This window comes from Clostridium sp. AF27-2AA, assembly GCF_003478505.1.
GTDB lineage: Bacteria > Bacillota > Clostridia > Lachnospirales > Lachnospiraceae > Brotaphodocola.
Genome location: NZ_QUFI01000055.1, coordinates 1 through 11,796 on the forward strand (window position 1 = coordinate 1; position 11,796 = coordinate 11,796).

Below are 11,796 nucleotides of genomic sequence, written 5' to 3' on the forward strand. Positions count from 1 at the left end.
TGCTTCGGACCTTTCGCGACTATTCTTAAATTGTTATTTGTTTTGCTTGGCGCTTTGTTCTTCGATGCTCTTTCGGATCTGTAGCATGTGCTGGTCGGTGGCGGTGATGACTTCGGCGCACTGGCGCAGGTCTTCGCTGATTTCATCGGCTGCGGCACCGATGTCCTTTTTGTACTTTAACTGGTGGTCCAGGCTGGCCCAGAAATCCATGGCAATGGTGCGGATCTGGACTTCCACGCGCAGGTTCTTTTTCTCCTCGGAGAAGAAGACCGGAATCTCGATAATGAGATGGTAGCTGCGGTAGCCATTGGGCTTCGGATTTTTAATGTAGTCCTTGATGGCAATGACGGTGATGTCATCCTGGCTGACCAGCATGTTGGCTACAGCGTAGATATCATCTACGAAGGAGCAGATGACACGGATTCCGGCTACATCATCTAAGTTGTTCATCATGGATTCCAGTGTGACCGGAAGGTTTCTGCGCTGCAGCTTTTCTACGATACTAATGGGTTTTTTGACACGGGATTTGATCATTTCGATGGGGTTTCTCTGATTTTTGATGGAAAGCTCATCGTTTAATACTTCTAATTTTGTCTTCACTTCCCGGATGGCACAGGTATACATCATCATGGCCTGCTGGAATTCTCTGGCCTGGCTGATGAGGGCGTCCGGTACCTGTACAAGATTCGGGACATTGACAGCGGACTGAACCAGTTCGCTGTTCGGGTTCATATTCATGTTCATTGGTAACTACCTCGTTGCTTTTTTTGCGCAATATTTCCTGAAATCGAAAAATATTGTTGAAATATTATCTATATTATATCAGATTCCAAGGGGCATACAAGGTATATTTTTGTATACAAGGGTTTTGTTTTTGGGAGAAATGTGGTATGCTTGAGTTCAGGATCAGTAGTAACATAAGAGTGTATCAGAATTTGGAGGTATTTACATGAGCGAAAATTGTACCCATAACTGCAGCACCTGCGGCGAATCCTGCAAAAGCCGTACGGCAGAGCAGACAAGTTTTTTAGAACCGTTAAATCCGGCAAGCAGTGTTAAGAAAGTAATCGGTGTAGTCAGCGGCAAGGGCGGCGTCGGCAAATCCCTGGTCACCGCCATGATGGCAGTGAAGATGAACAGTAAGGGCAAGCATACCGCAATCCTGGACGCAGACATTACCGGTCCGTCCATCCCGAAGGCATTTGGCCTGAATAACAATATGGTCATGATGACCAAAGACAACCTGATGATTCCGGCTACTTCCGCGTTGGGCATTGATATCATGTCCGCAAACCTGCTCCTGGACAACGACACCGATCCGGTCATCTGGAGAGGTCCGGTCATCGCAGGCGCAGTAAAACAGTTCTGGAATGAAACCCTCTGGGAGGATGTAGATTACATGTTCGTCGACATGCCTCCGGGAACCGGTGATGTTCCGTTAACCGTATTTCAGTCTCTTCCGGTGAATGGCATCATCATCGTAACCTCTCCGCAGGAGCTGGTTTCCATGATCGTGGCAAAGGCTGTGAAGATGGCACAGAAGATGGATATTCCGATTCTTGGCCTGGTAGAGAACATGAGTTACCTGGAGTGCCCGGACTGCGGCAAGAAGATTTCTGTATTCGGTGAGAGCCATATCGATGAGATTGCGAAAGAGTACAACATTCCGGTACTGGCAAAGCTTCCGATTGACCCGAAGGTAGCCGAGCATGTGGACAACGGCACCATCGAGTATCTGGAGAGAGACTGGTTCGATCTGGCGGCTGAGAAGGCTATGGAGCTGTAAAGAGCCAGAAGGCCAGGCATTGCCAGCGTAATATTCAATTCAATAGAAGTAATATGACAGGGTTTTCGTGACAGAAAACCCTGTTTTTTTGTACAGGGCAATGGCTGGAGCATTATCTCCGGCGACCTGTAAAATGACTTTTTTGAATCCTTTTTGGGCAAGGTCCGGGAGAAGAAGCTGGAGAAAGGCAGTTCCACAGCCCTGGTTTCGGAATTCCGGCAAAACCTCTACGTGATGGAGACAGACTGTGGTCTGGCTGATCGGTTCGGCCGAGGTGGTACCACAGAGGATGCCGGAGCGAAATAGCGTGTATTCGGTTTCAGAGGTCTGGGTCAGGGAAAATGGATGGGAAGCAATGGTGCCGTCTGAAATGCCGGCCTGCTGTGCCATGTGCCAGCTGTTCAGATCACATGCCATCATATGTTCATCAGAATCTTTTTCAGCTCCAAGGGCCGCCAGCGTTTTGATGGCATCCGCGCAGTCTTCGGAAACCGCGAAGAGCAGATCAACATCAGGATACTGGGAGACTGCTTCGTCAAGAAGCCGGGAAAAGAATCCCTGTCTGCGAAATTCCGGGTGGGTGAAGGCGCAGCATTCCGCCAGGGTTTCTTCGTAGGAAATAAGCGTCAGACAGGCTGCCAGACGGCCATCCGCGAGATAACCCAGGAAGTGGGTGAGATGTTCTTCTTCCACCGGATAGGACAGCTCGATGCCGTCATGGCGGTGGCAAAATGTGGTCAGATCAGCAATTTCCTGCAGCTGCTTTTGGGTGAGCAAATTGGTTGGGCAAATATGAATATCCAGGTTCATGGAGGCCTCCTGATGAAAAATTTTCTTTGATTCTTTTGTAACTAAAGTATAGGAAAAAAACATAAAGAATACAAGAATGTACATTGACTTTTCCATTTCCGATGGTAGAATACATTACTGTTTACACAAATTTACATGTATGCAATATGTAACGGTGATGCAGTGCTGCAGTCACCGGAAAGGACAAACCATGAAGTATATCAAAGAGTCAGCGATCATCTTTGGCATTACGATGATCGGAGAATTTTTAAACAGGCTTTTGCCGCTGCCGGTTCCGGCCGGTGTGTACGGACTGTTTCTGCTTCTGCTTTTGCTTTGCACGAAGGTGCTTAAGCTGGAAGCTATTGAAGCTACCGGAAACTTTCTTCTGGATACAATGCCGATCATGTTTATTCCGGCTTCTGTCGGACTGATTGACAGTTATGATGCCATGAAAGCAATTCTGATTCCCCTGATCGTAACCTGTCTGATTTCTACGGTTGTGGTCATGGGTGTGACCGGCAAGGTAACGGAGTTTATGGTGAAGCTTCTGAAAAAGAATGAAACAAACGCAGGAGAGGAGACAAGAGCATGAGTGTTTTACAGGAATCCCTTTATTTTGGATTTGTGATCAGCCTGGCTGCGTATCTGATTGGCTGCTGGCTTAAAAAAAAGGTGGGCTGGGCTATTTTGAACCCGCTTCTGGTGGCTGTTGTGATCGTGATTGCAGTGCTGCAGCTGTTGCATGTGGATTACGCTTCTTATAACAACAGCGCCAAGTACATCAGCTATCTGCTGACACCGGCTACGGTGTGTCTGGCCATTCCACTGTATAAGCAGCTGGAACTTTTAAAGCAGAATTTTCTCTCCGTGATCATATCCATTACTTCTGGTGTGGCAGCCAGCACAGGCAGCATCTTCTTGCTGTGTACGCTGTTTGGTGTGGAGCATATCCACTATGTTTCCTTCCTGCCCAAGTCCATTACCACGGCCATTGGTATGGGTGTCAGTGAAGAGGCCGGTGGCATTGTGACGATCACGGTAGTCTGCATCATCATTACCGGTATCTTCGGAAATATCATTGCAGAGACGTTGTTTAAAATCTTAAAGATTGAAGAACCCATTGCAAAGGGACTGGCACTGGGAACCTCTGCTCATGCAATCGGAACATCGAAGGCACTGGAGCTTGGTGAAGTAGAGGGTGCCATGAGCAGTCTTTCCATCGCAGTGGCCGGACTGATGACGGTCATCGTAGTTCCACTGGTGTCTGGCCTGATTTAGGGCTGGTTTAGGACTGGCTTCTGTCTTGACAGAATGCGGCAGATTTTTTATACTGAATACGTATTAGGCGAATGCCTTGATCCACGTCTGTTAGGGAAAACTCCCTGACAGGCGTTTTTTGTTTTTGGGATTTTTTTCTTGAAAATCGTGTTCTATGAACTGCAGGCAATTCGTATGGAAGGAGAACAGAAGTTATGGAGACAAATTGGAATGAGAAATTACAGAAAGCCGCCTCGTTTGGAATCGTGATCCTGGGGAATATCCTCTACGCACTGGCAGTCAGGCTTTTTTTGATGCCGGCTGGGCTTCTTACGGGAGGAACGACGGGAATCGGTCTGGCATTAAATCGCGCGTTTGGGATCCCGGTGTCCTCCTTTGTGCTGGTATTTAATGTGATCATGCTTTTGATCGGATGGAAGGTTATGGGGCGGAAGTTTGCGCTGACTACCATTGTGAGTACCTTTGTATATCCCATTGCCCTGGGATTTTTTGAACGGCTGTTTGGAAATCTGGTGCTGACGGAGGATCTGTTTTTATGCACCATATTTTCAGGCCTGGGGATCGGGGCCTCCCTTGGAATCGTGATCCGCGCGGGGGCATCGACCGGAGGTATGGATATTCCGCCGCTGGTGCTCAATCATTATCTGAGGATTCCGGTTTCGGTTTTCATGTATGTGTTTGATTTTTGCATTCTTCTGGTTCAGGCCGTTGGAAATCCGCCGGAAAAGGTATTGTATGGACTGATCCTGGTCATGACCTACACGCTGGTCCTGGATAAGCTGATGCTGATGGGAACCACCCGCACAGAGGTGCGGATTGTCAGCGAGCATGCCCAGAAAATCCGGGAAGCTATCATTACGGAGATGGACCGCGGCGTAACCATGCTTTCCGGAGAAACCGGTTATCTGAAACATCCGACCCAGATGATCTTCAGCGTAATTTCCAACCGGCAGCTTCCGGAACTTGAAAAACTGGTCCGCCGCATTGATCCGGAATGTTTTATGGTGGTAAACCGGGTCAGCGAGGTGAGCGGGCGGGGCTTTTCCATGAAAAAAAGGTATCGCTGACGACATGCTTTTTTTTGTTGAAAGGGCCATGCGGATATGGTATATTAAAAAGAAGTATAAAAGAATATGATGCGCTACGCATACACTTAAGGAGGAAGCCATGATTCAGAAGCTGATTGAAAAGATTCAGAAGACAAAGGCACCGATCTGTGTGGGATTGGATCCGATGTTAAACTATATTCCGGAGCACATTTTAAAGAAGTCTTTCGGAGAGTTTGGTGAGACGTTAGAGGGCGCGGCAGACGCCATCTGGAATTTCAACAAGGAGATCGTAGACCACACCTGGGACCTGATTCCGTCTGTGAAGCCGCAGATCGCCATGTACGAGCAGTTTGGCATTGAGGGATTAAAGGTGTATGACAAGACTGTGAAATACTGCCAGGAGAAGGGCCTTGTAGTTATCGGCGACGCAAAGCGCGGTGATATCGGTTCCACTTCCGCAGCATACGCAACCGCGCATCTGGGCAAGGTAAAGGTTGGAAACAGCATCTGTTCCGCATTCAACACGGATTTCCTTACCGTAAATCCGTATCTGGGAACCGATGGCGTAAAACCGTTTGTCGATGTCTGCAATGCAGAGAACAGGGGTATTTTCGTACTGGTTAAGACATCCAACCCGTCCAGCGGCGAGTTCCAGGACAGACTCATTGACGGCAAGCCGCTTTATGAGCATGTGGCAGCTAAAGTCGTTGAGTGGGGTGAGGCTTCCATGGATGGCGCGTACAGCAACGTAGGCGCAGTGGTAGGCGCAACCTATCCGGAGATGAGCGCCATTTTAAGAAAGCTCATGCCGAAGACTTACTTCCTGGTACCGGGCTACGGCGCACAGGGCGGCACCGCAAAAGACTTAAAGAACTGCTTCAATGAAGACGGACTCGGTGCAGTCGTGAACTCGTCCCGCGGCATCATTGCGGCATACCGCCAGGAGAAGTACGCAAAGTTTGGCGCAGAGCATTTCGCAGAGGCATCCAGACAGGCTGTCATCGATATGGTAGCTGATATCAACAGCGTGCTGTAATAGAAGCGAAGGAGCAGAGTATGGAAATGATTCAGAAGGAAAAAGTAAAGCTTACGGCGAAGGTGGTCAGCCAGGAAGCTTTGACAGACGATATCTGCAGCATGTGGATTCAGGCAGACGCCATCGCGAAAGCGGCAAAGCCGGGCCAGTTTATCTCTGTATACACGAAGGATAAGAGCAAGGTGCTTCCGCGTCCCATCAGCCTTTGTGAGGTGGATAAGGAGCAGGGCAGACTGCGCATCGTATACCGCGTGGTGGGTGCCGGAACCAGAGAGTTCTCTGCATACCAGGCAGGAGATGATATCGAGATCATGGGCCCGTTAGGCAACGGTTTCCCGTTAAAAGAGAAAAAGGCTTTCCTCATTGGCGGCGGTATCGGAATCCCGCCGATGCTGGAGCTGGCAAAGAATTTAAACTGTGAGAAACAGATGGTTCTGGGTTACCGTGATGTCTTATTCTTAAACAAAGAATTTGAGCAGTACGGCAAAGTGTATGTGGCTACTGAAGACGGCAGCGCCGGAACAAAGGGCAATGTCATCGATGCCATCAAGGCAAACGGCCTGGATGCCGATGTCATCTACGCCTGCGGCCCGACCCCGATGCTGCGCGCGTTAAAGGCTTACGCGGCAGAGAACGGCATTGAGTGCTGGCTTTCCCTGGAAGAGAAGATGGCCTGTGGAATCGGAGCGTGCCTGGCCTGCGTCTGCAAGTCCAAAAACATTGACGAGCATTCCCATGTGCACAACAAGCGTATCTGTAAGGATGGTCCGGTATTTGCTGCAGAGGAGGTGGAGCTGTAATGAACACAAAGGTGAATCTTGCTGGTGTGGAATTAAAGAATCCGGTCATGACAGCCTCCGGAACCTTCGGAAGCGGCGCTGAGTACAGCGAATTTGTAGATTTAAACCGTCTTGGCGCTGTGGTGACCAAGGGCGTGGCCAATGTACCGTGGCCGGGCAATCCGACCCCGCGTATCGCGGAAGTGTACGGCGGCATGTTAAATGCCATCGGCCTGCAGAACCCGGGCATTGATGTCTTTGTAAAGAGAGATATTCCATTCTTAAAGCAGTACGACACGAAGATCATCGTGAACGTCTGCGGCAAGACAACGGAAGATTATATTGAAGTGGTGGAGCGTCTGGCGGATGAGCCGGTGGATCTGCTGGAGATCAATATCTCCTGTCCGAACGTCAAGGAGGGAGGCATTGCCTTTGGCCAGGATCCGAAGGCAGTGGAGGCCATTACACGGGAAGTAAAGAAGTACGCAAAACAGCCGGTGATCATGAAGCTGAGCCCGAACGTAACGGATATTACCGTCATGGCGAAGGCAGCAGAGGCAGGCGGCGCGGATGTGCTGTCCCTCATCAACACCCTGACCGGCATGAAGATCGACATCAACCGCAGGGCCTTTGCTATTGCCAATAAGACCGGCGGCATGTCCGGTCCGGCCGTAAAACCGGTGGCTGTCCGCATGGTTTACCAGGTGGCAAATGCGGTAAGCCTGCCGATCATCGGTATGGGCGGCATCGCAACCGCGGAGGATGCGTTGGAATTCATTATGGCAGGCGCCACCGCGGTTTCTGTGGGAACTGCTAATTTCTACAATCCCTACGCGACTGTGGAGATTGCGGAGGGCATCGAGAACTTCATGAAAAAACAGAAGGTAGAGGACATCCGGGAACTCATCGGATGTGTAAAATAAAGGAGAAGATCATGGAAGATTACAAGAAAGAATTTATTGAATTTATGATTGACTGTGAAGTACTGAAATTTGGTGATTTTGTAACCAAATCCGGCCGTAAGACCCCGTTCTTCGTAAACACCGGTTTCTACCGCACCGGCGCGCAGCTGCGCCGTCTGGGCCAGTACTATGCGCGTGCCATCAAAGAGACCTTCGGCACCGATTTCAACGTTCTGTTCGGACCGGCATACAAGGGCATTCCGTTAACTGTTGCGGCAACCATGTCCATCAGCGAGATGTACGACGCAGACATCCGTTACTGCTCAAACCGTAAGGAAGTCAAGGACCACGGCGACAAGGGCATCCTGCTCGGCAGCCCGATCAAGGATGGCGATAAGGTTGTGATCATTGAGGATGTTACTACTGCCGGCACCTCCATCGGGGAGACTCTGCCGATCATCAAGGCACAGGGCGATGTCGATGTGCTTGGCCTGGTTGTTTCCGTAGACCGTATGGAGCGCGGCAAAGGCACCAAGTCCGCACTGAAAGAAATCTCTGAGAAATATGGCTTTAAGACCACCGCTATCGTAACCATGGCGGATGTGGTAGAGCATCTCTACAACAAACCTTACAAAGGAAAAGTCATCATCGATGATACCTTAAAGGCAGCCATTGACGCATACTATGAGCAGTATGGTGCAGAGGAGTAATTTTTTATGGAAAAGGTTTATAAGACCATGCAGCGCACCGGCGCATGCAGCATCGCAGTAGGTGTCATCATTCTGGTGACCGGCGTGACTGTGGGCATTATGTCCATTGTCTGCGGCGGACTGCTGTTAAAGCGCAAGGGCGAGATTACATTTTAGACTGACAGAAGGCTGGGGAATGTTTGCGGAGCGGGCGTTCCTCAGCAGATCATTACGAAAAGATACAGGGGGCGGCAGTTTCTGCAAAAGTTCAGGCGGAGACTGCCTCTTTGCATGATGGAACAGGGCGCGCGTCTGGAATGCGCTGCGCCTGGCCTGCACAGGAATATGCAATGTGCGGGAAATGGATTAAAAAAGGAGTTTTGTCGGAAAGTATGATCAGGAATACGACCAGAAATCAGAAGCTGGGCTGGGTGCTTTTCATCGCTTACCTGGCTTTACTGGTTTATTTTATGTTTTTTGCGGAATCCTTTGGGCGCAATCCGGATCTGCGGGAGTATTCGTATAATCTGGAGCCATTTAAGGAAATCCGGCGTTTTTATAAATATCGAAAATTACTGGGAATGGAAGCATTCCTTTTAAATATTGCGGGTAACGTAGTAGGTTTCATGCCGTGCGGGTTCTTTCTGCCGATCATCAGCCGCAGGAGCAAAAAGTTTTACAACACATTTTTGTTCAGCTTCTGTTTAAGCCTGTGTATCGAGATCACCCAGCTGGTCTTCCGGGTAGGGAGCTTTGATGTGGATGACCTGTTTTTAAATACACTGGGCGGTGTGCTGGGCTTTTTCACTCATTGGATGATACAGAAAGTCCGAATCAGAAGGAGAAAACGCAGATGAAAAATAAGAAAAAACGCATATCCTATATCCGTAAGCCGATGCCGAAGCAGAGCTTCTTTTCTCTGGCGTTTGCTGTGGTGGGGCTTGTCTGCTTTGGTTTTAGTCTGGGAAACAGCATTGTAAACCAGGGAAGCGGCGGACCAGATGTGGCAGCCTGGGCGCTGACCAGCCTGCTGTTTTCTGTGGAGGCTGTGATCTGCGGTGTGAAAACACTGAAAATGAAGGAAGTCAATTACATTCTGGCGCGGATTGGAACCATTGTGGGCGGAGTTTTGCTGTTTTGCTGGCTTGGCATGCTGGTAATCGGGGTGCTGACTGTGATTTGAGACCTTGCTTTTATGGATGAGCAAGGCGAAAACGCTGTTTTCTGTGGATTGCGCAGGTACAGTGAATTTTTTGAAACGGCAGGAAAATCCGTTTCAGGAAAGGATGATAACATATGGTGAAATATCAGGAATTATGGAACGAGGAAAATACAAATATCAGAGAGCGGTATGATCTGGCCATGGAGCGGATCCTGGAGATCCCGTCTGAGGAGCGGGTGGCAGAGCCGTACCGCAGCTATTTTAACCAGATGGCGGCATTTACTGCCCAGATTGAGGAACTGGCAAGACTGCAGCTGCGGGAGGATCTGGATGCGTTTACACTGGAAGAACTGCAGCAGTTAAACGATAGACTCTATGCGGACATTCTGCCGGAGCATTACACTGAGAGTTATGCGAATCCGGCCTATGCCGTGCGGATGCTGGGGGCAGACCTTGGCCCGCTGCTTTCTGCTTTTTACGCACAGTTTCGGGCAGCGATTGTCTTTGCCTACGAGTGCAGACTGACCGATATTACCATTTTGTGCGAGACCCTGATTGAGATTTACAACATGTTTGAGGACAGCGAGCCCCAGGCCCGGGCCGTGCGGGATGTGCTGTACTGGTTCTTCAGCGACTACACCGATGTGACCCTGACCTACCGCATCCGGGAACAGCTGGATCCGGGCTTAAGCTTTGCGAAGGATATCATCATGGAGTCGGATTTAAGCGACCTTCGCTATCTGTACCGGTTTGGTGAGTACATTTCTGATTCGGAATTACAGATCGCGTCTTACTTAAAATCCCTGCCCGAGGAGACCATTGAGAAGATGGCATCCACCTACACGGAAGGCTACCGCAAAGGCTTTGATGTGATGGGACGCGACCTCTCGAAGAAAAAGACCGTGTCTATCCGCTATGAATTGGGTTTTGAGCGCATGATCCGTGCGGCCATCCGCCAGTTTGAGGAGATGGGACTGGAGGTTATTTTATACCGTGCGGCTGTCTGGTCTGTGACTATGAGTCCGAACCGCAAGATTGGTTACCACGGAACGTCTGCCAACATGCAGTTTGATTATGATCACCGCTATGACCAGACCATCTACCTGGACAAGGCCTTCAAGGAGCGCAAGCTGGCTGTGCTGCGTACCGCTTACGAGAACTGCAAAAAGCTGGCGGCAGAGTACGCCGGACCGGCCGTGGTGGAGACCTTCGGTGAGGATGGTTTTGAGCCGGTGAACAAACCGGAGGCTTATTCCTTAAGCGAAAAGCAGGAAGAACTGCAGATTGCCTATTCCAACGAGGCTATGCCGGTGGTGAACCAGTATATTCCGGGGGATGAGACCAGCTTTACCATTATTGCCTTTCCGGTACCGGCCATCGGGAAAGACTTTGCGGAGATTTTCCATGAGACCATCCGCATCAACACACTGGATTACGAGGAGTACAAAAAGATTCAGCAGAACGTGGTGGATGTGCTGGATCAGGCAGAGTATGTGACGGTAACCGGTAACGCAGAGGCTGGCAATGAAACCCGGATGAAGATATCCCTGCACGCACTGACAGACCCGGCGAAGCAGACGAACTTTGAGAACTGCGTGGCCGATGTGAACATTCCGGTGGGTGAGGTGTTTACCTCCCCGGTACTGGCCGGAACCGAGGGCCTGCTTCATGTGAGCCAGGTTTACATTGGGGACTTCCAGTTTAAGAATTTCCGCATGGAATTCAAAGATGGTAAGATCACCAATTACTCCTGTGACAACTTCGCGGATCCGGAGGAAGGAAAGAAGCTGATTCGTCAGCAGATTTTAAAGAACCATGATACCCTGCCGATGGGCGAGTTTGCCATCGGAACCAACACCACGGCTTACGCGGTGGCCAGGAAGTACGGCATCATGGATAAATTCCCGATTTTGATTGCGGAGAAGACCGGCCCGCATTTCGCGGTGGGTGATACCTGCTACAGCTGGAGCGAGGATTCCGCGGTTTACAACCCGGATGGCAAGGAAATCATTGCAAGAGATAACGAGATTTCTTTATTAAGAAAAGAAGATGTCTCCAAAGCATATTTTGGATGTCATACCGATATCACAATCCCGTATTCCGAGCTGGGGGATATTGCGGCAGTGTGCGGTGATGGACGGAAGCTTCCGCTGATTCAGAATGGGCGGTTTGTGGTGGCAGGAACAGAAAAACTGAATGAAGAACTGGACGGCTGATCCGGTTCAACTGGAAATGGAGCTGATTGCCGCTGGAGAATTCTGCGGCAGCCGGCTTCTTTTTTGTTTCATAGGAAATTGCGTCCTATGAAACAAAAAAGCGCTCC

Annotated in this window: 14 protein-coding genes; 12 read left to right on the forward strand and 2 right to left on the reverse strand. The window is 49.8% G+C overall.

The features are described from left to right. Positions 1 to 33 precede the first annotated feature (33 nt). Complete coding sequence (locus DWY84_RS16570) at positions 34 to 744, reverse strand: GTP pyrophosphokinase family protein (protein ID WP_118534404.1); 711 nt, start codon at positions 742 to 744, stop codon at positions 34 to 36. A gap of 205 nt (positions 745 to 949) precedes the next feature. On the opposite strand from DWY84_RS16570, the gene DWY84_RS16575 reads away from it, so the two are divergent. Then, positions 950 to 1,786, forward strand: coding sequence for an Mrp/NBP35 family ATP-binding protein (locus tag DWY84_RS16575; RefSeq protein ID WP_118534405.1), 837 nt, complete (start codon positions 950 to 952; stop codon positions 1,784 to 1,786). 39 nt (positions 1,787 to 1,825) lie between these two features. Here DWY84_RS16575 and DWY84_RS16580 read toward each other — a convergent pair whose 3' ends face one another. Next, the gene (locus DWY84_RS16580) at positions 1,826 to 2,596 is read right to left on the reverse strand and encodes a GNAT family N-acetyltransferase (protein WP_178716482.1); all 771 of its coding nucleotides are present in this window, start codon (positions 2,594 to 2,596) and stop codon (positions 1,826 to 1,828) included. 190 nt (positions 2,597 to 2,786) lie between these two features. On the opposite strand from DWY84_RS16580, the gene DWY84_RS16585 reads away from it, so the two are divergent. The 11 genes from DWY84_RS16585 (at position 2,787) to DWY84_RS16630 (ending at position 11,689) form a co-directional block, all read left to right on the forward strand. Continuing rightward, positions 2,787 to 3,170, forward strand: a complete 384-nt coding sequence (locus DWY84_RS16585; RefSeq protein ID WP_118534407.1) for a CidA/LrgA family protein — start codon at positions 2,787 to 2,789, stop codon at positions 3,168 to 3,170. After that, on the forward strand, positions 3,167 to 3,856 hold the full coding sequence (locus DWY84_RS16590; RefSeq protein ID WP_118534408.1) for an LrgB family protein: 690 nt from the start codon (positions 3,167 to 3,169) through the stop codon (positions 3,854 to 3,856). Before DWY84_RS16585 ends, DWY84_RS16590 begins: the two co-directional genes overlap by 4 nt. 194 nt (positions 3,857 to 4,050) lie before the next feature. After that, complete coding sequence (locus DWY84_RS16595) at positions 4,051 to 4,923, forward strand: YitT family protein (RefSeq protein ID WP_118534409.1); 873 nt, start codon at positions 4,051 to 4,053, stop codon at positions 4,921 to 4,923. A 100-nt stretch (positions 4,924 to 5,023) separates the two neighbouring features. Continuing rightward, positions 5,024 to 5,941: an orotidine-5'-phosphate decarboxylase gene (gene pyrF / locus DWY84_RS16600; RefSeq protein ID WP_118534410.1), complete on the forward strand. Its 918-nt coding sequence runs from the start codon at positions 5,024 to 5,026 to the stop codon at positions 5,939 to 5,941. Positions 5,942 to 5,967: 26 nt separating this feature from the next. Then, positions 5,968 to 6,741: a dihydroorotate dehydrogenase electron transfer subunit gene (locus DWY84_RS16605; RefSeq protein ID WP_118534415.1), complete on the forward strand. Its 774-nt coding sequence runs from the start codon at positions 5,968 to 5,970 to the stop codon at positions 6,739 to 6,741. Further along, entirely contained in the window at positions 6,741 to 7,643 is a 903-nt protein-coding gene (locus DWY84_RS16610) for a dihydroorotate dehydrogenase (RefSeq protein ID WP_118534411.1), read from the forward strand. Before DWY84_RS16605 ends, DWY84_RS16610 begins: the two co-directional genes overlap by 1 nt. Before the next feature lie 11 nt (positions 7,644 to 7,654). Further along, positions 7,655 to 8,332: an orotate phosphoribosyltransferase gene (gene pyrE / locus DWY84_RS16615; RefSeq protein WP_118534412.1), complete on the forward strand. Its 678-nt coding sequence runs from the start codon at positions 7,655 to 7,657 to the stop codon at positions 8,330 to 8,332. Positions 8,333 to 8,338: 6 nt separating this feature from the next. Further along, on the forward strand, positions 8,339 to 8,488 hold the full coding sequence (locus DWY84_RS17510; RefSeq protein ID WP_177303440.1) for a hypothetical protein: 150 nt from the start codon (positions 8,339 to 8,341) through the stop codon (positions 8,486 to 8,488). A 215-nt stretch (positions 8,489 to 8,703) separates the two neighbouring features. After that, positions 8,704 to 9,168, forward strand: coding sequence for a VanZ family protein (locus DWY84_RS16620; RefSeq protein WP_118534416.1), 465 nt, complete (start codon positions 8,704 to 8,706; stop codon positions 9,166 to 9,168). After that, positions 9,165 to 9,494 carry a calcium:proton exchanger gene (locus tag DWY84_RS16625; protein WP_118534413.1) on the forward strand — a complete coding sequence of 110 codons (330 nt, stop codon included), beginning with the start codon at positions 9,165 to 9,167 and terminating at the stop codon, positions 9,492 to 9,494. The genes DWY84_RS16620 and DWY84_RS16625 overlap by 4 nt, the downstream gene beginning before the upstream one ends. Before the next feature lie 113 nt (positions 9,495 to 9,607). Continuing rightward, positions 9,608 to 11,689 carry an aminopeptidase gene (locus tag DWY84_RS16630; protein ID WP_118534414.1) on the forward strand — a complete coding sequence of 694 codons (2,082 nt, stop codon included), beginning with the start codon at positions 9,608 to 9,610 and terminating at the stop codon, positions 11,687 to 11,689. Positions 11,690 to 11,796: the final 107 nt, after the last annotated feature.

Bases quoted from the DNA above. Each gene is read 5' to 3' on its own strand.
- DWY84_RS16625 (WP_118534413.1), top strand. From the start codon at position 9,165: ATGAAAAATAAGAAAAAACGCATATCCTATATCCGTAAGCCGATGCCG.
- DWY84_RS16630 (WP_118534414.1), top strand. From the start codon at position 9,608: ATGGTGAAATATCAGGAATTATGGAACGAGGAAAATACAAATATCAGA.
- DWY84_RS16605 (WP_118534415.1), top strand. From the start codon at position 5,968: ATGATTCAGAAGGAAAAAGTAAAGCTTACGGCGAAGGTGGTCAGCCAG.
- DWY84_RS16590 (WP_118534408.1), top strand. From the start codon at position 3,167: ATGAGTGTTTTACAGGAATCCCTTTATTTTGGATTTGTGATCAGCCTG.
- pyrE (WP_118534412.1), top strand. From the start codon at position 7,655: ATGGAAGATTACAAGAAAGAATTTATTGAATTTATGATTGACTGTGAA.
- DWY84_RS16580 (WP_178716482.1), bottom strand. From the start codon at position 2,596: ATGAACCTGGATATTCATATTTGCCCAACCAATTTGCTCACCCAAAAG.
- DWY84_RS16570 (WP_118534404.1), bottom strand. From the start codon at position 744: ATGAACATGAATATGAACCCGAACAGCGAACTGGTTCAGTCCGCTGTC.
- DWY84_RS16575 (WP_118534405.1), top strand. From the start codon at position 950: ATGAGCGAAAATTGTACCCATAACTGCAGCACCTGCGGCGAATCCTGC.
- DWY84_RS16585 (WP_118534407.1), top strand. From the start codon at position 2,787: ATGAAGTATATCAAAGAGTCAGCGATCATCTTTGGCATTACGATGATC.
- DWY84_RS17510 (WP_177303440.1), top strand. From the start codon at position 8,339: ATGGAAAAGGTTTATAAGACCATGCAGCGCACCGGCGCATGCAGCATC.
- DWY84_RS16620 (WP_118534416.1), top strand. From the start codon at position 8,704: ATGATCAGGAATACGACCAGAAATCAGAAGCTGGGCTGGGTGCTTTTC.
- DWY84_RS16595 (WP_118534409.1), top strand. From the start codon at position 4,051: ATGGAGACAAATTGGAATGAGAAATTACAGAAAGCCGCCTCGTTTGGA.
- pyrF (WP_118534410.1), top strand. From the start codon at position 5,024: ATGATTCAGAAGCTGATTGAAAAGATTCAGAAGACAAAGGCACCGATC.
- DWY84_RS16610 (WP_118534411.1), top strand. From the start codon at position 6,741: ATGAACACAAAGGTGAATCTTGCTGGTGTGGAATTAAAGAATCCGGTC.